Annotated in this window: 12 protein-coding genes; 3 read left to right on the forward strand and 9 right to left on the reverse strand. The window is 41.1% G+C overall.

The annotated features are described in order from the left end of the window. Positions 1 to 7: 7 nt before the first annotated feature. The 4 genes from MYF79_RS24185 to MYF79_RS24200 form a co-directional block, all read right to left on the reverse strand. Complete coding sequence (locus MYF79_RS24185) at positions 8 to 1,408, reverse strand: RagB/SusD family nutrient uptake outer membrane protein (protein ID WP_247810396.1); 1,401 nt, start codon at positions 1,406 to 1,408, stop codon at positions 8 to 10. Positions 1,409 to 1,439: 31 nt separating this feature from the next. After that, positions 1,440 to 4,988 carry a SusC/RagA family TonB-linked outer membrane protein gene (locus MYF79_RS24190; protein ID WP_247810397.1) on the reverse strand — a complete coding sequence of 1,183 codons (3,549 nt, stop codon included), beginning with the start codon at positions 4,986 to 4,988 and terminating at the stop codon, positions 1,440 to 1,442. Between the two features lie 373 nt (positions 4,989 to 5,361). Further along, entirely contained in the window at positions 5,362 to 6,519 is a 1,158-nt protein-coding gene (locus tag MYF79_RS24195; RefSeq protein WP_247810398.1) for a FecR family protein, read from the reverse strand. A 129-nt stretch (positions 6,520 to 6,648) separates the two neighbouring features. Further along, positions 6,649 to 7,251, reverse strand: a complete 603-nt coding sequence (locus tag MYF79_RS24200) for an RNA polymerase sigma factor (RefSeq protein WP_247810399.1) — start codon at positions 7,249 to 7,251, stop codon at positions 6,649 to 6,651. 723 nt (positions 7,252 to 7,974) lie between these two features. On the opposite strand from MYF79_RS24200, the gene MYF79_RS24205 reads away from it, so the two are divergent. From MYF79_RS24205 to MYF79_RS24215, 3 genes are all read left to right on the forward strand, one after another. After that, positions 7,975 to 8,682: a helix-turn-helix transcriptional regulator gene (locus MYF79_RS24205; protein WP_247810400.1), complete on the forward strand. Its 708-nt coding sequence runs from the start codon at positions 7,975 to 7,977 to the stop codon at positions 8,680 to 8,682. Between the two features lie 273 nt (positions 8,683 to 8,955). Next, positions 8,956 to 9,399: a MauE/DoxX family redox-associated membrane protein gene (locus MYF79_RS24210; protein WP_247810401.1), complete on the forward strand. Its 444-nt coding sequence runs from the start codon at positions 8,956 to 8,958 to the stop codon at positions 9,397 to 9,399. A gap of 334 nt (positions 9,400 to 9,733) precedes the next feature. Beyond that, positions 9,734 to 10,789 carry a hypothetical protein gene (locus tag MYF79_RS24215; RefSeq protein WP_247810402.1) on the forward strand — a complete coding sequence of 352 codons (1,056 nt, stop codon included), beginning with the start codon at positions 9,734 to 9,736 and terminating at the stop codon, positions 10,787 to 10,789. A gap of 19 nt (positions 10,790 to 10,808) precedes the next feature. Here MYF79_RS24215 and MYF79_RS24220 read toward each other — a convergent pair whose 3' ends face one another. The 5 genes from MYF79_RS24220 to MYF79_RS24240 form a co-directional block, all read right to left on the reverse strand. Continuing rightward, entirely contained in the window at positions 10,809 to 12,182 is a 1,374-nt protein-coding gene (locus MYF79_RS24220; RefSeq protein WP_247810403.1) for a RagB/SusD family nutrient uptake outer membrane protein, read from the reverse strand. A gap of 14 nt (positions 12,183 to 12,196) precedes the next feature. Next, the gene (locus tag MYF79_RS24225) at positions 12,197 to 15,511 is read right to left on the reverse strand and encodes a SusC/RagA family TonB-linked outer membrane protein (RefSeq protein WP_247810404.1); all 3,315 of its coding nucleotides are present in this window, start codon (positions 15,509 to 15,511) and stop codon (positions 12,197 to 12,199) included. 584 nt (positions 15,512 to 16,095) lie between these two features. Continuing rightward, positions 16,096 to 16,722, reverse strand: a complete 627-nt coding sequence (locus MYF79_RS24230; RefSeq protein WP_247810405.1) for a Crp/Fnr family transcriptional regulator — start codon at positions 16,720 to 16,722, stop codon at positions 16,096 to 16,098. Between the two features lie 982 nt (positions 16,723 to 17,704). Beyond that, positions 17,705 to 18,823 (reverse strand): FecR family protein, encoded by a 1,119-nt coding sequence (locus tag MYF79_RS24235; RefSeq protein ID WP_247810406.1) that lies wholly within the window; start codon positions 18,821 to 18,823, stop codon positions 17,705 to 17,707. Between the two features lie 57 nt (positions 18,824 to 18,880). Continuing rightward, positions 18,881 to 19,426, reverse strand: coding sequence for an RNA polymerase sigma factor (locus MYF79_RS24240; protein ID WP_247810407.1), 546 nt, complete (start codon positions 19,424 to 19,426; stop codon positions 18,881 to 18,883). Positions 19,427 to 20,048 lie beyond the last annotated feature (622 nt).

A 20,048-nucleotide genomic window follows, 5' to 3' on the forward strand; every position in this document is an offset into this window, starting at 1 on the left:
ACAACATTTATCTATTATTTTGTTGTATTCCGCTCAATTCTATTTCATTGTCGGGGATTGGCATTGCATATCGGGAATCGTTTGGTGTAAGTATGTACTTTGTCCCGTTAACAATTCTCTTTAGTGTCACGGAAAATCTTGGATCTTTATTAAGTCGTCTTAGGTCCGTCCATCGCGTACCTCTAAATGGCATTTCTTTCCTTCTTTCTTCCAAAATAAGTTTTAAGGCCTCCAGTGGATCTTTTGTCACCTTAATAATGTATGTACCTTTCTTATAGCGCTTCACCAATAATTTGTTTAAATCACTTATTGCACTCTCAACATCTCCCATTCTTGCTGCACATTCGCCCCTAATTAAATAAAGCTCGTCGTTGGCAATTCCTTCATACTGACTAAGAACCATTTTGAATTCATAAGATCCTTTGAACCTTTTTTGGCCCAAGTAGTCCATGAAGAACATCGATTTCCTTAAATCATTTTCTTCATATGAGTTGTATAAAGAAGAATCAACAATTGTTCTCGTAACAGAACTGCTTAGGGGATCTCCAAGAAATATTGTATGAAAGATATCCTCTGGTACTGGATACTGTGATAGGCTCATAAAGTAGTAGAATGCGGGGCCAGGTTCAGCCAAATTATAATCAAACAGAGTATCATTTATATTGAGTGCCGAGTTTGCATATAATCTAGCATCAGTATAATTTCCTATGGCAAGACAAACACGAGCGAGGAAGCCATATGCGGCATTTTGACTTGGCAGGGTTATATAGTCCGCTTTGATAGGCAAATGCATTAAAGTAGACAATACATCAGAAATAATTTGCCTGTAACATTCTTGCTGCGATGAACGTTGGGGAATTTCATTCATATTCGAGTTTAACTTCAGGGGAATCCCTAATGCCGTCGATGCTGTTGCAGAATCATATGGAGTCGTAAATATCTGCATTAAACTATTAAAGGCATAGGATCTGTAAAACAGAGCCATTGCCCTGATTCTTTCAACCCGTTTCGAATCTTCCGCTTCGATATGTAGTAACTTCAAAGCATCCAGTATAGTGTTGGCGTAATACACTCTCGAGTAGGCATCGGACCAATTCGCGTCGTTTGCCCCTGGACTATATATTTTTTTTGCCCAAACATAAATGTTTTGGTAGATAGGTTCCAAATTAATCAAATCACTTTCACTAACAAAATACTCATCAGTAGATGCCTTACCAAGAGTGGGCTGAAAGTAATTAAATATGCGTTCATTCTGTAAAAGATACTCACAATCTCTCAGCGTTGAGATAGTGAAGAGTTTGTCCTGTGGCTTTACGTCAAGAAACTTGTCCTCTTTTTTACATGATGATAGTATTAATAGAGCTAGAGTGAAAATCACGTGTATCTTTATGGTGCCTTTGATATTCATATGGTAACAGTTGAGTGATTAATGTTAATGTCTACATTACAATCCTTACACCTACCGACACAGATTTTGTTGGGGGGATTCCAATACCTTGAAACAAATCAGGATCTAAGCCGTCTTTGTTAGCCCTCCAGATGATCCCAAGGTTACTGAAATTTGAGTATATTTGAACTTGATCAAAAGGGAGCCATTTACTCTTTCCTTTTGCAATTTGATAACTCAGCGTAATATCCTGCAAGCGTATGTTATCTGCCTTGTCCACTAAAATCGAGGAGTATTGATAAAACGTCGACCTGTTGGTATTAAATGGGGGATATTGTATAAGAGGAATACTTGTTTTTTCTTCATCGCCTGGTGCCTTCCAACTATTTTCAAAAGCTTTTTCTCCTAATGCCAATCCACCCAAAGCAACGGAACTAACATCAATTGTTCCGCTTTTTCTGAAGAAATACTTAAGCTTATAAATAATATTGCAAGAAACAGAAACATTCCCGAAGCTAATCGTATTTCTAATAAAACCAAAGTATCTAGGCCGCGCAGCACCGCTATAGTGTATACTATCAAATGAACCTGCACTAAAAATTGACGCGTAGTCATTAGTGGATTTCCCATTTAGATTGCCGAGAGGATCACCGTTATTGTGATCAATTCCTGCCCATTCATAACTGTAAATTCCATACATTTCTTTTCCTTCAAACGGAACAATAGTTCCTGCAGGATTGTCATTTCGAATATACTGGAGTACTGTTGATTTTACTCCATACTTTGTTACCTTATCATATACATAACTAAAAGAGAAATTAGTCGTCCACTTCAAATTTTTCCTACAAATATTTTTACTATTTAAAACAATGTCAATTCCTTTTCCAGAGGTGTTGGCTGTGTTCCCAAAAAATGATTGAAGACCAGTGGTCGGGGAAAGTGGTGAATACCCAAATAAGTTCACCCCTCGCTTTATAAAGTACTCAAGGCTTCCTGAAATGATATTCTTTTTAAATGAAAAATCCAAACCAAAATTTATCATTTTGACTTTCTCCCATCTTAAGTCTGGGTTGCCGGGATTTTCAATGAAAGCGTAATTATAACCTGAGAACGGCGAAACTGTATTTAATGAAATTGTAGTTGCAGCTGTTGCACTTTTATTAATATTTGCATTATATCCATAAGTAATTCTGGAACGCAAATATGGGATTAAAGGTAAATGGTAGAAATTTTCACGACTGGCTTCCCATGAAACACCAACAGAATATAGAGGTACAGCCTTCTGATTTGTATTCACTCCGAAAAGATTTGAATGGTCTACCCGTCCACTAAGAGAGAGTGAGTACAAAGAGTTATATGAAAACGTGCCGTTGGCATAATACGAAACAAACCTGTCTGTCCCCCTATTGAAACCTACACCATTTGGGATCTGTCCAGACCCGTAAGGATTTATAGGGTAATAATTCTGATAGTCAATTGTCCCTACGCTGTTCCTCGTTTTCTTATCATATCCATAGGCAATGCTTCCCTCACTCTCAGAAACTGAATGTCTAATTTCCGAACCTGCTATTATATTTGCATCATACTTATTTTTCCATGTATGGTTAAAATTTAATTGTAACCTCCCCTGGTGGGAGTACACAGCCGATTTTGACAGTTGCATTATTCCACTCACTGGAACCGGATAGCTTAGACTACCGTCCTGTGAAATCTGTGTATATTGATTCACCAAGTTTCGAGTGTAATAGGAGGAGTCACTAAAATAGTTTTCATTAGAATAGTTTAGTCGTTCATATTGGTATTTTGCTTCTATGGAAACTCCTGGAATTAAATTATAACTTATACCTAAGTTGACTCGATTGTCCACTCCTTTGGTTGTATTGTCGCTCAACGCTAACTCATTTAGTGGAACATATTTCCAATTTAAAAAACCCATTTGTTGCATACTATCCTTGTAATAGTCAGATCGGTCCTTCAGTACTGGGATCGGATTTCCATGGGGGTCAGCCAATTTTTCATAAGGAAATAAGGGCTGCAATTCACCCAAGATACCTGCCACTTTGCTTTGATTTTGAATGAAGTTTAAACCGACTGACAACGTAAGATTCTTTACAGGAGAGTAGTTGTAGTTGGAGTTTATAGTGACACGGCTGCTTTTGTTCCCTTTGACACTGGGAACCATCCGATCATATCCAAATGATATGATATAGTCATTATTGGAACCTCCCCCATTCATGTTTATGGCATACTGCTGGTTGACAGATCGCTGATAAAAATATTTTAGCAGATCATTTCTTACATCTTGCTTACTCAATGCTTCCAATTGAGAATTCGCCTCAGACTGTGACATCTTCCCTAATCTCTGACTGTTTAGAATTTGTACAACAGGGGACACTATAACTGTCGGATCCTGTAGTGTTCCGTCGTAAAATCCTGAATTGAAGAGATTCTTTTCAATTTCAATGTAGTTGCCTGCACTCAAGTAGCGTGGATCATAAAACAGGTCTGGTTTGCCCTGGAGAGTCACGTTTGTGTTGAACTCCGTTTTTATTTTTTGATTTCTTGCGCCTTTTTTTGTGGTAATTACTATAACGCCATTTCCAGACCGTACGCCCCATATACTGGCTGCTGCGGCATCTTTTAATACAGTGATGGATTCAATATCATTTGGGTTGAGATTTCCAATATCGCCGTCGTAGGCAAAATTGTCGACCACGATTAGGGGCTGGTCGTTTGCGAAAAGCGTATTATGCCCCCTAATGCTCATGTCGTACTGATTTGGGGAATTTGTGTTTTTATTGAATATTAATCCGGGTACATTGCCTTCAAGTCTACTTATTACATCCGGGCTTACTCTTTGATTGAATAATTGCTTATCAACAAACGCGAATGAGCCGGTCGCTCGTTCTTTGGGGATTTGTTGAAACCCGGTGGATACTGGTATCACTGTCTCCGCAAGTTGCAAAACTTTCCTTCTGAGTTGTAAGACGATATTTGTCCTACCGGCCAGTTGAAGAGTGGTATCGAAGTACCCTACACTAGATATTTTGATACTGGCATTAGGATCCACTCCCTGAAGCCTGAATTGCCCATCCTTATCAGTGATTGTCATTTTCTTGGTTCCGGGAATAACTACTGAAGCGCCCGATAAAGGTTCAGCTTTTTCGTCTATGATTTTTCCATCTATGTCAACAGGAGCTGAGAGGAAAGGAGAGCCAGGTGTGGGAGACCTGGCTGGTTCCTTCGCTTTAACCAAAATCGTCTTGGTCTTATTGGATATGGAATAGGTGTATGGTTGGTCTTTGAAACACGCTGCTAAAACTTCTTCCAGACTAGCTTTAAGAAAATCCATGGTGACTTTGCGTGTCAGCTGTTTACTATTGTCATAGTACATATAATTATAACCGGATTGCCTGGACACTTGTGTAAGCACATCATCTAAGCTGGCATTTGTGGCTGTGATGGTGATCCTACCCTGGCTGTGGACTCGGGCATTCACATGAAGGCAGGCGATAAGGAGAATAATGGATAATTTCATACCAAGTAGTTTTGGTGTTTTGCCGGGTGCAAAGCATACTTGCACCAGTCGGTTGGTTTGCATAACTCTAGTTCGTATTTCGTGTGGTTCTTTAATGAAGCAGTTCTGCCGTTCCATTACAGGCCTCATAACGTAATAGCCGCACCCCCGCCCCACCGGTGGACGGTTTTGTTATGAAGCCTATAAATTTTTTGTATTACTGTTGGGAATAATTCACTATAGCGAATGACCCTTTCATTTCACAGTCATGATAAAGACACTGGAATTGGGAATAATAACGAAAAGCAAGTTCCTACCAAACCATACTACGATCCGGAAAATGTCAAAATTAAATCAACATGCATTTAGGGAGCTTCAATAAGCGCGCAACCCTGACGCGGCAGCCAGGTGCCTTCCCTCAACCGCCAGTTTATAGATTATGGCAGGTTACCCTTCGTTACGGTAGTACGGTAATAGTCTTGTTTTCAACTTTCAAATTAACGCCACTCATTTTTAATAACTCCAGTAGATCATCTGCATTCTTCATCCGGCTGATCCTGGCCGACAGCTGCTTGTCCGGGACAGCGCCTTCATACTTTACCTCCAAATTATACCACCGCGATATATCAGCCATTACGTGCCGAAGATCCGCGTGTTTGTATTCAAAATAACCTACCTTCCACGCCATTACCTGAGCAGTATCTGCCGGCGTCACCGATATTGTACCTCCTATTTCTGCCTGTTGTCCTGGCTGCAATATGGTGGCGCCGGCAGGCGAGCTGACTTTAACAGCTCCCTGCATCAGCGTGGCGCTTGCTTTCTCGAACTCTTGGTAAAAGTTAATATTAAACCTGGTGCCCAATACCTGTATCTGGCTATTGCCAAAATCCACCATGAACGGTTTCGCTGGGTCATTTGCCACCTCAAAATATGCTTCTCCGGTGATCCGAACGTGACGGTCCTGACCATTGAAAGCGGTAGGAAACCTGATAGAAGAAGCGGCATTCAGCCAGACCCCTGTGCCGTCACTAAGCACGATGTGGTACTGACCACCGGCCGGAGTGACAACAGTATTAATCATGATCCTTTTCTCATTGCTGGTTCCCTGCTTATAATCCAATCTACCCTCGCCCTGCTTTATTAATTCAGTGCCCCCCTGTGCCCCTATGGTACCAGTGCCGGATTTTTCCAGATCCAGCCGACTGCCATCATCAAGAACAACATACGCCCTGTACCCCCCCGGTGCCAGCAATGGCTGAACCTTTGATGACGGGAGTTTTTCGACGTCGAGGCGACGCTGATAAAAAATAATAGCGGTCGCCGTAACAGATATGACTGCAGCAGCTACGGCCAAACGCCAGATTTGTCTAGTTGATCTGGAGACCAATAACCGCTTATTTAGCCGCTCAAATGCTGCCGGTTGCAGCTGCTCGCCACGCTCAAGTTTTTTAAATGCGTCAAGTATATTCTCCTCATTTGTCCTTCTTTCAAAAGCCGCACGATGCTCAGGATTCTCAAGCCATTGGTTGAGCTCCTGCTGTTCGGCAGTTGTGATCCTTGCCGTACTATATTTGATCATAAGATCCCTTATCCGGGATAATTCTTCTTCCTCCATCTTTGGATGAATATGCCTCAACGGCCGGTGAAAAAATGCTTGTTGCCCTTTAGATGATATTAAAACGCCTGAGCAAAAAAAAAGTCGACATCAATTGCCGACTTTTTTGATTTTTCATGACTTCCAGGTTCAGGATAAACTGGAGATAATGTATGTGATCACGGTTAGGCCTTCTATAAACGACTGGGATTGCAACAGCTCGCGTAAACGCTGCAGGCCTCGGTGCCTTAGTTGCTTAATGGTGGGCACCTTGGTGGCCATTTTATCTGCCACCTCCTGCAGACTATGGTCTTTAATATATAACAGGTCCAGTACCTGCTGTTGTTTTTCGGGTAGCTGCTTCAGGTAATTCTTCAACATAGCCCGCAGAGTTTCAAAGTACAAACCATCCAATATATCATCGGTAGTTTGTTCTGCAGGTAAAGTTGGGAGTAGCTTCATTTTCAGCGCCCGCGTACGTTTGAGCTTTCTGAAATGACTCATACAGCTGTTACGTGCTGTCACATAAAGGAATCCCCTCACGGTGGCCAGGGAAGAAAAATCCTTACGCTTTTGGTAGAGCTTGAACATGGTGTCGGACGCAATATCTTCAGCCTCCTGCTCATCACCTAAAAGATTATTGCAAAAACGGAACAGTTCGGCAAATAACATTTTATGTAGTTGTTGAAAGGCCTCCCTGTCTCCCTGTTGAAAGGCTGTAACTATTTGTTGAGGATCCATTATTTCACACATACGTCAAATTTTAGGTACGGATTGTAAGGGATTTTTGAATCTACTACTATGCGGCTATATCATCTGCAAATGCTTCTCAGGGGCATGTTTACGCCCCGCGTTATTTCTTACAATCATTATAAATTGCTGAGGGAAAGATTATCAGAAAGTAGTCGAGTGTTTTTTGTACGACTGTAGATGAACGGTGGAATTTAAGATTTCTGCTAAGTTAAATTTTTTTTGTGACAATACAAGAGCAGGCACTCATTCATAGCAACTGATATTTATAATATCGTTTATTGGTTAGTTCTTAAGATTTTTTTTTAATTTTATATAGCTTGTTGTCTTAGAATCTTAAATTCTTGTTGCCCCGAAGAGCCTTTTAGATACATCTGCGGATTTTTAAAAAGTGATTCTATGATCAGCATTCTGCCATTCGAAATTTGCTTCGCAAAAAAATCGGCTCCTGCGATTTGGGGTATGGGGCTGCCAAACGAACTGACAAATTACAATTTGCCTTTTACAGACAGCTATTATCTGGGTATAAAGCAAACAGGTCATGTAGTTGCACATCAGATACCTGAACATGATACACAGACCTGGACCAATCATTTCTTAACGGGAGATGCGCCTTTCAACTGCTTTGTCAAATCCAAACATAAGCACATAGTTTTTTATTATGTAATAAAGGGTTGTGTTGAATACAGGCATAGAATGCAGTACAACGTCGCAATTTCGGGCAACATGAATTTACTGCCATCCATCGATCACGAGCTTAGGATACACGAACATAGCCAGCTATTCCTTCTATATATCCCGACTGAAATGATGTGCGGATATAAGGAAACGTTCCCTAACATTACAGAAATACTTTCCTGGAGTAGTGATTCTGAGATAGTGGCATTTAATGCACATAACATTGAAGATGATGGGCGCGTTGGCCGCTTGGTCAGTGAATTCTTCCCTGCCGGGAAGGTAACCGGCCAGTTTGGGCCAAAGTTGATTGAGAAAATTCTTCTGTCTGCACTGGACCAACTACTTCCTTTACCGGACGAAAGTTGGACTGGGTCTCAGTTTCCGTCAGCCATTAAGGTTGTACGCTCAGTGATTCTGGAGCACTTATATGAAAGGCGCCCGCCATCACTGGAAGTGCTGGCACGAAAAGTAGGCCTCAATAACAGGGTACTTCAAACCGTTTTCAAACAATATTGCAGCACAACGATGCTCGATTTTTACCAGAACGCGCGTATGGAGGCCATTTACCGGGCACTCTATGATCGTAACAGGTCCCTGCAGGAGATTGCCGATTCCTTTAACTATGAGGATTACTCCACTTTTTCTGCAGCCATCAAACGAAAATGGGGAAGAAGTCCCAGGGAACTTCGCAATTATCTATTTAGTTCACCTATTAAGTCAAAAAGCTACACGGCAAACAATCACCTGCCCTCCTAAGTTTTCATACGCCTGTTCACAGGAAATGGCCCTTCAGCTCCTAATCACTATTCGAAATTCGGATGGTAAATTTGAGATAGAAATCGCTTCATTCGCAAATACGAAAGAGCGTTGTACACCAACCAACAAAAGAAGGAGTAGGTAATCTCCTTTCTCGTTGAAAGAGAGCAAAAACACATTCATGTAGGTGTTCACCTGCATTTGAATAAACTGAGCTCTTCACGAAAGTGAGATTACCTGCTATTTAGCCATCAATTATGTTTTAGCCTGTGTATGAAAAGGGACCACATTGTATTTATCATTGCAGTGTTACTGCAGGTATTATTCCTATATGCTGCCGTCAGCAAAGTGTCTGATATGGAGAAATTCAGGACCGAAGTCGGCCAATCTCCCCTGCTCACTTATTTCGTGCAGCCGATAGCCATCGGCGTCCCGGCTTTTGAATTAGCCATTGTTGTTCTGCTGTACTTTTCTTCAACGAGACTAATGGGCCTATATCTCAGTTTCTTTTTGATGACAACTTTTACTGCATATGTCGTGGCCATAATGTACTTCGCATCCTACGTACCTTGTTCATGTGGCGGTATACTGTCTGAAATGAACTGGGAGCAACACCTGGTCTTTAACCTGACCTTTACAGGTATTGCCCTTGCCGGAGTCATTCTTGCTGAAACCTTATTATTCAAAATAGACAAAAAGGTAAAGCCTGCAGCCTGATTGTGGGCGTATTTATATATCAAAAATCCAATTCAAATGAAGATTCAAAAAATTCTAATGACTGCTTTACTATTGTTGACTGCCTATGCCGCTTTCTCGATGAAAGACCGGTCAAAAAGAGGACCATATATCTATGGTGAAGTACAAGCTCAATGTCGGGCGCTATGTTCCACTACTGTCAATCTGGTTTGTGCCTATAAATCTGATGACAATATCTACTATGGACTTGCTACATGTTCAACACCATATGCCGGTATGCGGTACGCAATACCAGGTACAAAACGTTAGTCAACAGGACCGGAATTTTTCGGTCCTGCATAATACAATTGAGTAAATGAAAACAGGAAAAAATATTTTCGGATGTTTTATTGCGGGAATCTTAATCATCGTATTCTTACAACAATACGCACGACAAAAGGAGGGATTTCCAAACGGGTTTAATAGAACGATTATACAAGGCATTCTCGAACCTCCAGTTCTAACAGGGTTAAAGATAAATTCATATTACATCATTGGATTCTCCAATGATCGCATTTATCTGGGAAACCATGCCCGATCTCGTCAAATACTTGAATTGCCTTACGATTTAGGTCATGTAGATACATCCTGGTTAAATATTAAAGATTCTGTACTATTCGGTTGGGGGGCCGCTACCATTCATAAACAGGGAAATTCGTTTTACCTGGCAGAAGGTGTGACGCCATGCATCATTGGATTCCCAAAAACCGATACAATAGGGACCGTATTGGAGACGGGCACGAATCATTTTGACCTCATTTTACCTTCAGAAAGATCTTTCGTATTTCGCACCTATGACACTTCCGTACATAGGAACGTGCTGGCCTATGCCCAATATGGAAAACGAAGTCTTACGATACCGGCTCTCTTAAAAGATCAACAAGATGGGGTTTTTTCGACCGACGGAATGCTGCTTTATGATAGTCTGTCAGCGCGGTTCCTGTACATCTATTACTACCGCAACCAACTAATGTCGTTTGATAACAACCTTAAAAATGTAATTCATGGCAATACTATCGACACTGTAACTCGAGCAAAAATTCAGATACATGAAATTAGGAGCGAGCATAGCATCACTTTTTCTGCACCACCATTAAAAGTCAATAAATTAGGATGTACATTTCACGGTTTACTCTTTATTTACAGTGGCCTACGTGCAGATAATGAAATGGGTAAGATAGCACATAAATCATCCCCAATCGATGTATATAAAATAAACGATTTTAAATACCTTGGTAGTTTCTACATACCAAACTATGATGGGAAGGGTATCAGGGATATGGCTATCTACAATGACAAACTGGTTGCTCTAAGAGAAAGCGAAATTACAATATACAATCTGCATTTGTCATCGTTTATTACTAAAAAATAGTGACAACTGTTCACACATGCTAATATCCTGCGTTTTGCGTAAGATGAGGATTGAGAATAATGTCTGACTGCGGAATGGGATACAATGTAGCAGAAGACTTCCACCATGGAGATTTATGGATACCGAGCGTCTGGTCAATCATTCCTGTTCTCTTCAAGTCAAGCCAACGATGCCCCCATTCGGCAAAAAGCTCCAGTTGTCGCTCTTTATTAATCGCCTGCAAAGCATCTTCCTTTGACGCCAACTGCATGGGCTGCAACCCTGCCCTTATTCGTATCATATTCAGATCTGCAGTAGCGCTATCCGGCATACCCAGTTGAGCATAAGCTTCACCCCTTACAAGATAAAGCTCACCAAGTCTAAACAACATTAAGTACTCCCGAACAACATTAGGTGCCTGAACTTTATATTTATATGGAAAATAAAATGTATCGTGACCTGTAGTAAAGCGTCCTATCCAGCCACTCATCCGTCTGTCGAACGATTCAAACCCCTTGATAAGTTGTTTACTACAGGTGACACTGGTAGGGTAGGAATTCAAAATGAATACGTCCGCATCAAAAGTATTATATAAGGGTAGAGTTGGCTGGAGCTGGAGGATAGCTTCTGAGCTATTCTTGAGAAATACGTCCTCGATCTGCGGACAGAGCTTGTACTTGTCACTTCGGTTAATTACTAGGGAGGCACATGCAACACTACGTCGCCAGTAGTGGCGGTAAAGATAGATCCTGGCAAGCAAAGCGTTCACTGCTGAACGATTCGCACGTATCCGTTCGGCTCCTGAAGCATACTCATCCTCAAGAATCTGCCTTGCCCGAAGTAAGTCATTTATTATTTGGTCATAAATAGTTTCCACTGAACTTCGATGTAGCGTATCGTTTACCTGATAATTAGTAGTTAATGCCATAGGCACTGGACCATATAAATTGACCAGATAAAAATAGAAAAAGGCCCTGAGAAATAATGCTTCCCCGGAAAGCTGTTGCTTAAGGTTTGTTGCAATCGACAAAGAACCTGTAAGTCCTTCTAAAACACTATTGCACTGATAAATTCCCTCATAGAGCTGATCCCAAATGCCACTATTAATGTTATTTATAGGGCTAATGTTGTTATGATAGAATTCTTCCAAATTGAAATTGCCGGAATAATTATCCAATTCGTCTGCACTTAGCCCTGTCAGCAACGTAATGCTTTTGTTGCCGGAAGTGAAATATTCCTTGTGTGAACAAAGTGTTTGGTATACACCGATCAGAGCTGCAGTTGCCGTGGAATCATCTGAAAAAACAATTTGGCTTACTAGCTGATCCTGTGGAGCTTTAACAGTTAGAAACTTTTTGCATCCAGTGGTTAACTGGAGAAAAATGAGTATTGCAACAAAGTAAATTTTTGTCATAACATAACTGATAATTAAAAATTTATGTCCGTTCCGATAATAAATATCCGGAGTGGAGGTATGGTGTTACTTAAATTCTGATTTTCCGGATCGAGTCCTTGATACTTGCTGTATGTAAAAAGATTCTGTGCTTGTAGAAACAATTTAACCTGTGTAACTCGGATTTTACTCAACATCTTGTTCTTTAATTCATAACTAACAGAAAAATTTTTTACTCGTAAATAGGATGCATCACTAATAATAGCATCACTTTGAGTAAAATTATTAAAGGCATTATAAGCTGCACTTCCCAAACGCTGTGTGAATTGTTGGATACCAGCTTCCATTCCAACTTCCTGCCATCGATTCAACACATAATTCGGCTGGTTAACAGACATTCCAGGTGCCGGTGCCCAAATGCTACTATACACATAGTATGGGGATATATAATTAAAACCGGATTGTTTAACAAATTGGATAAAAATGTCGATATCCAAACCTTTATATGAAATCTTATTAAGCATCCCGCCATAAAATTGCTGGTTAACAGATTTATAGGCTGTGAAGTCGTTTGGAAAAGAAATCCGCCCATCTTTATCAACATCTTCAAATATATATAACCCTGTATTTTTATCGATACCTGTAAAATGAAAAGCCTTCAACACATTCAAGTTTTTTCCGATAACATATTCATTACGATATTTACTTGCCTCCAGTTTAGGGAATGCTTTTAAAACGTTCTTCGGAATTGTGAGATTAAAACTGGTGATCCATTTAAAAACATTTGAGCTCACATTTAACGTGTTAATTTCGAACTCTAACGCTCTATTCAATACAACCGCTCCAAGATTTCCCTGGACAGATTGAAAACCAGTTACTCCGGAAAGAGGATAGGATACAAGTTGGTTAGACGAGCGTGCACGATAGTAACTCATAGCCAGTTGTATCCTGTTGTTCCAAAAAGCGGTTTCAATGCCCATATTCAATTTGTGGTTACTCTCCCACCCATATTCGCCATTGTAAAGCCGAACCGGAACAAGCGCTGCTCGACTGCCATAAAATGTTGTAGTGGGTCGCCAGGTGGGTAAGTATTCGTAATCGAAAATCTGGTCATTACCCAAAACTCCGTAGCTGACTTTCAGTTTAGCAAAGTTGGCTACCTTCAACCACTTTTTTTTAAACCAGGTTTCCTCGGAAATTAGCCAGGCAATGCCGAAAGCGCCAAAGGTGCCAAATTGTCGATCCGGTCCGAATCTGCTGCTACCATCCCTTCGTCCTGTGAATTCTGCGATGTAGCTGTTCTTTAGCTCGTACTTAATACGGGCATATGCCCCCACGTACCGATATTGAGAAAAGCCTTGGTTTACTACACTTAAAGCGGCTGCCCCATCCAATGCTTCCAACAACGAGGGGTCGGTATATCCTGTCGCCGATATTAATTTAGAATTCGTTTGTATATGCTGAAATGTCACACCAGAGAGCAAAGAGATTTTCCCACGGCCAAGGTAGCGAGTGTACTCCAGTTGTGGCTCCGCAATCCACGAGAAAACGTTATTGTGGGCAAACGTACTGGAACTTGTTGTAATGCCATATGCTGGATCAAGTGTCGTCACAGGTATCGGAGTTATCTCTTGTAAAATGGTACTGGTAAGCCCAAAGTTGGCTTTCACTTTAAATCCTTTCCAGGGATTATAAGTTATGTTGGCGTTTGTAATCAAATTACTACCCCGTGCTTTATATAACTGGCATAGTATCGGGTACGGATTGTTATAACCGGGTGTCCAATTAAATGAACCATCAGTATTGTAGCCTGAGGGAGTATTGGGGGGAAGGGTTAAGGCTGCGAAGGTGGGATCCGAAATAGGCAAAACCTTTCTGTCTATTGCGCCAATAATCGAAAAAACTGCGATCAAATTCCTGTTCGCGGAAGTAGAACGTACATTTGTATGAAAGAAGCCTTTATCGTTAAAAAAATCACCTGGAAATACTGTTGTTTCCCGACGATATGTTACCGACGATTGAAAGGAAGTTCTTTGGGTTCCTCCGGATACAGATAATCGTTGCTGATGAATACGGCCAGTGTGACCAATGAGTGCTTTCCGCCAGTCAACATTTCTTAGGGTATCCCAGGTCAATAAATCATAATCAATAGTGGGATCAGGTTCAGCCTGATCATTTTTAAATGCTTCACGCCGCATTACCAGGTATTCAGGCGTAGAAAGCAACTTCATTTTAGAAGCCACCTTACCAGTACCTACAGCAGAGGAAAAGGTGATTTGCGGTTTGCCACGGTGCCCCTTTTTGGTCGTGATTAGTATTACTCCATTTGCGCCGCGTGACCCGTAGATGGAAGTAGCGTCTGCGTCCTTCAGTACCGAGATACTTTCAATATCTTGCGGATTCAGATAAGTTAATGGACTACCGTATAGGATAATCCCTCCGCCAGTTTGTATCAAACTTGAAGTTGGAAATGGAACACCATCAACAATATAGAATGGCTCGTTACCACCAGAAATACTGTTCTGGCCACCAAGGTGAACTTTTACCTCTCCGTCTGTAACGCCTGTCGTTTGCTGAATAAATAGCCCCGGAATTCGGCCCTGAAGTGCCAATAAAGGATTAGTGACCGGTTGGATCCCAACCTGTAAACTATTCAAGGTACCAACAGATCCGGGATTGATCCGCTTTGAAGTTGTACCATACGCTATAACAACAGGTTCGTCCAGTTCCTGCACTGATTTCGACAGCTCAATTCGCAACACTGGCATTTCACTGATACTAATTTCAAGGGTCTCATATCCTACTGAGGAAATGATCAATATGGTGTCGGAAGGATTCCGAACTAAAAAGAACTCTCCATTTGGACCAGTAATGACACCCTTCCGTGATCCTTTTATTTGTACTGATGCACTTTCTAACGGTTGACCTTCTGAAAACACCGTCCCGCGAATTTCCCGTAAGACCGGGACTACCTTTCGTCGATTGATGACAATTGTATGGCCAATCACTTTATAGCTCAGTGGTAGGTTTCGGAAAATAACTTCCAACGCCTGTTCAAGTGTAAGATTGTGTACATCCACGTCAATTCTGGGCGCCTTGTCCAGCAGTCCGTCCTCCATCCAGGCCATGTATCCGGTTTGCGCCTCGATTTTCTTCAATACCTGCTCGATACGTAACTGTCTGCCGGAAATGGTTATCCTCTCCTGCCCTTGTGACGTCCAAGCAAAATGTAATAATGTGATAAGTATAAAAAGCAGCTTTCCCGAATGAACAATTTTCGGTTTTATGTAGGCCAGCAAATTATTTGCCGTCAATAGGACAAGTGTTTTGTAGTAGAAACGAGTAGTCATAACTTTGTTTCTGATCTACAAATGACCCATATTTTGTAGTCGAAAGGCGGATGTTGATACCAGCAGCATCCGCTATTTATTTGTGCCACGTGCAACTTTTTAAAGTTGCACGTGGCTATTATAAAGATACAACCGGAAGGTTACATCTGCATATTTCTAAGATGCATTTCTTGTGCGGTAATACCGATGTGCGCCGGCAGAAATAGCACGAAGAGAAGGCAACGGAAAGACAATGTAAAAAACACTAACTTTCAAATGGGTACGAAATAAAAAAAATTATATCCCTGAATGAAGCTCAAAATGGCTTTTTCCCTTATGTATGGTCGTTTGACATGTTTTTTTACAATTTTTATCGTTAATAATGTAGTTGCGAGGGCCTTATTTGTAACCTGGAGCATGTGGTTGAAGCCACATGTTTAAACCTGCGTGTTCTCGGAAATATGCTTTGAAACCATATTCCAGTATGCTACTGGATTTCTAAAAGGACCTGAATACACTCAATGGGAAAACAAAGCAGAAAGCAGGACTACATTTCGACCCTAAAAACCATGATTACTTGTCCTGCAGAGACTTTCCTTTTTGAATTATGAGCTCTTTGCTTTTCCGCCCTTTCTACTCTTAATCAACTTGCGTTGGCGCATGAGGCTATAGCGCGACATTCCTAAATAATCAGCGAGATCTTCTATGGTGACGAGGGTTAGCAATCGCTCGAAACGGGCTGCCAATTTTTGATAGCGTTCGGAATGCGTGAGATATTTCAGATCATATCGCAGCTCTTCTATACGCTGCATATAACTGGAGGTAAGTAGACGAGATAACATCGCCGCATCCCTGGGGAAACGTTCTGCCACCTGTGAAAATTGGTGATGCGTGAAAGTAATTAGCACTGTATCTTCTACTGCATCTAATAATACATCAGCCCTTTCTTCGGTCCAAAAGACACTTTCTATGCCAATGAGCTGACCAGGAAACCAAAAAAAATCGGTCTCATATTTATGCGTTCTGGGGGATTTTACTTTGCGTCGAATGGTCCCTTTTACGATAAACCACAAGTATAACGGTACCGTATTTTGAAAGTGTAGTATGGCTTTATTGGGTACAATAGAAATAGCAGGTTCTTTCAACAGATACTCACGAAATTCCCTGCTAATTGGCCACAGCTTCGCGAGTTGCTCAATCATGAAAAGGCTATGACGATGGCTTTCGTCCATAAATAATGTTTCCCGTTAATAAATATGACTTAATTAGAAATGTTATATTCGAACTAATATGGGAGAGATCTTAGCTTTTTACCTATGAAAACAATCATAAAAAGCAGGCACATAAGTATACAACTTAAACCATTATCAGCCACATTATTTCAACCACTGATAGTATTATTATTAATGGTGTCAGTACGCCCCTTAATACAACTACTTATTTGTTCTTTATTTTAAGTCCCCCTATATTTTGATATCTATTCTTACTTATTTAAACATTCGATGCCATCATCCTAATGGCAAGAGTTATTTACGATTATCATAAACACCGGAAGCCAATTCCCGATAGGTCATTCCCAATCGCTATATGACATACGGTTGAACTTTCGCATTTCAGAGGTTCAACATGTTTTAAATATGGGTAAGCCTCAAATAATCGATGCGTTCTCTCGTTTGCCTAAGGGACATCATTTCCTCTAACCAATTGGTGGCAGCAAAACTATAATTGAAACAGGTGCATCGCTATTTCCGGTAACACTTTCTGAGATGGCTGATGCTACAAAATTTAGGTGGCACAATGCGCATTATTGTACTACCATTTGCTAACATCCAAACAGATACAGGTAGATGTTCGCTCATTCAGAAACAACAGACTGCCCAAACACCCTTATTGTGCCGACTATTTTTCGTCTGTGTAATAAAAGAACTGTAAATGCCTCTTCATCTGTAAACAGGTAATATCCTTCGGTTGGCATAATCAATGAGTGTCCAGGGTAACTTCCACACAGCATGCCGCCTGGATCCGTCCTATTCCAATTCTCCATTCATAAATACCCAAAAGCAAAATATTATGGAGCACTGCTATACCATAACACATTTAGTTATTTGCTATATTAATAAATTCGCCGGCCTTTAGGTAGAAAAAAATGTACGCCGTGCACAAGGGCCAGTTCCACGGTTATCTCATAAATAATTGAGAGGATAGAAGCATGGACTAACGGATAAACACCGTATCCCCTACTATGACATAGTTAAAAGCGTTGGTTTCTTTTAATAGGTCCAGAGATTGCGAGATGGGTGCATTCCTGTCAATAAAGCCGGTAAATCTACTCTTACCGGTTTTACGATTCTCGATAATCACCTCGACACCAAACCAGCGAGGTAAAATCCTACTAACTTCTTCAAAGGTGGCATTGTGAAAGAAATACAAACCCCGGCGCCAGCTCAGCCGTTCCCTGGCGCTAAAAGCGTCTACTTTCATCTCCTCTCCCTCTGTAACAGTCGCTTCGTTACCAGGCGTCAGTAATAAACTTCTATTGCCGGCCGCCATCTTAACAGATCCTTCCACCAGGGCAACCCTTTCCTGGCCGACTTCATAGGTGTTTACATTGAACTCCGTGCCCAGTACCTGTACGGTAGAATGTGGCAGATGTACGATAAAAGGCCGCTTGGGGTCTTTGGTAACTTTTATATAAGCTTCCCCGATAATTGAGACCTCCCTGGTATTACCTGTGAATTTTAAAGGAAACTCAAGGTGTGTAGCTGCATTTAGCTGTATCTGCGTTCCATCATCTAATTGAACCGTATAATCCTTACCTGGCGGGACAATAATGGTAGCTTTCTGGCTCCCCTCTTCATGGCTGGAATAGGTCAGGGTTTTATTGTTGTTACTCAGATGGGTATTGCCTACATTTATTTCCCCCTGACGACTACTCAGGCTAATTGCTTGTCCACCCGGTAGCTGCAGCATAATCTGTTTGGATTGATTTGCTGCAATAGGCATATGATCAGGCGAAGAATTTCTGGAAAGTAATAAATAAGTTCCTACAGAAATAACAACAGCCGCCGCGATACCGGCAGTGGCTTTCAACCACAGCTGTCTGGTTTTTTGCTTACGAATCTTATGTAATATAATTGACTCATTGGGCTGGGCCTGAAGCGCCACCTCATGAAGGTACTCAGTTGTGTATTGCTCATGAAGTGTTTGATAGATCTTAAGTGCTTCCGGGTTCTCAGCAATTAGTTTTTCCAGATAAAGCGCAGACTCCTCATCTATGGTGCCTGCGATCTTGTCAAGTACCAGTTCCTTTATGTAATCCGGATCGAAATTCATATTAAATTAACATATAACTATAAGGCATGAAAAAGGAAGAAATGGGGTATAGGAAGACTAAATTTCATTGATATTTCTCAATTTCTTCCGCAACTTGCGAAGTACATTACGAACATGCGTTTTGACTGTATGGGCACTAATACCCAACTCCAAAGCGGTTTCCTTCTGACTTTTATGGTCAATATATATCATTTCAAAAGCTGTACGGCTGGCAACCCCCAATTCGCCCATGGCTGCGTGTAGCGTTAAGCGTAATTCGGAATTTTCCATGGGCACAGCTGTTACCATGGTCTCTTTTAAGTAGGCATATTGTTTTCGGCGCTTCTCCCCCGTCGCCAACTTGTCCAGTTTGTTGATGCATTTGTTACGTACTGCCTGCAGCAGATACCCTTTTAGCGTGGTGTTGATGACAATAGATTCCTTATTCTGCCAAAACCAGATGAAAACCTCCTGAACGATATCGCATGCGTCGGCTTCATCCTTTAAAATACTATGAGCCCCCAGATGCATACGCGTCCAGTACCGATGAAACAAAGTAGTAAAGGCTGTCTCATCCCCCTTTTTTATAAGGCGTAATAGTTCATTGTCATTCAATGTGTTCATTGCATTCGCTTGAGATCACTATTTTATAATCAGCCCTTTTGGGTTATGCCAAATAATTAGTGCAGGATGAATGGGTTTAATAGCAAACGGATGGATGAGGTTTGCAAAAGTAAAAAAATGTTAGTCATAATTCCAATAGTCGCCCAGTTCCGTTTTTCGGAAGGCTAATATTAATAATGACACCCCCGGATACTATTTAGCTGCATGAAAGCATTGCTTACCAGCGCATCATGCGTTGGTAAGCAATGTTCGATTGTATTCGTTGCTGCAAATAACGAAATTGGGAGGACAAATCAGTTAATGCCAGGTTAACAGCCTAAGAATCACGTTGCAATGTTATGCTTATGTTAAGCCGACTACCTTTTTCTATTAGGCCCATCCGCTCAAAATGCCTACGGGCCACGATTACAGGTCAATCGACAAAAAATTACAGAATAACATCGAGGTATTTTTTTTAATAAGCAGATACCCCTTTTTTTTCAATTTTCGGCCTTAATGATATAGGGCTGCCAATGTGGTATGCCAACCAGGGGATTCTGTAATGTGTGTATTGTCATTAAGACTGTCAATTAGTAGAAAACCAGTGTTAGCTATTGTATTCGTTACGTATGTCGACTTTTTG

Source organism: Chitinophaga filiformis (assembly GCF_023100805.1).
GTDB lineage: Bacteria > Bacteroidota > Bacteroidia > Chitinophagales > Chitinophagaceae > Chitinophaga > Chitinophaga filiformis_B.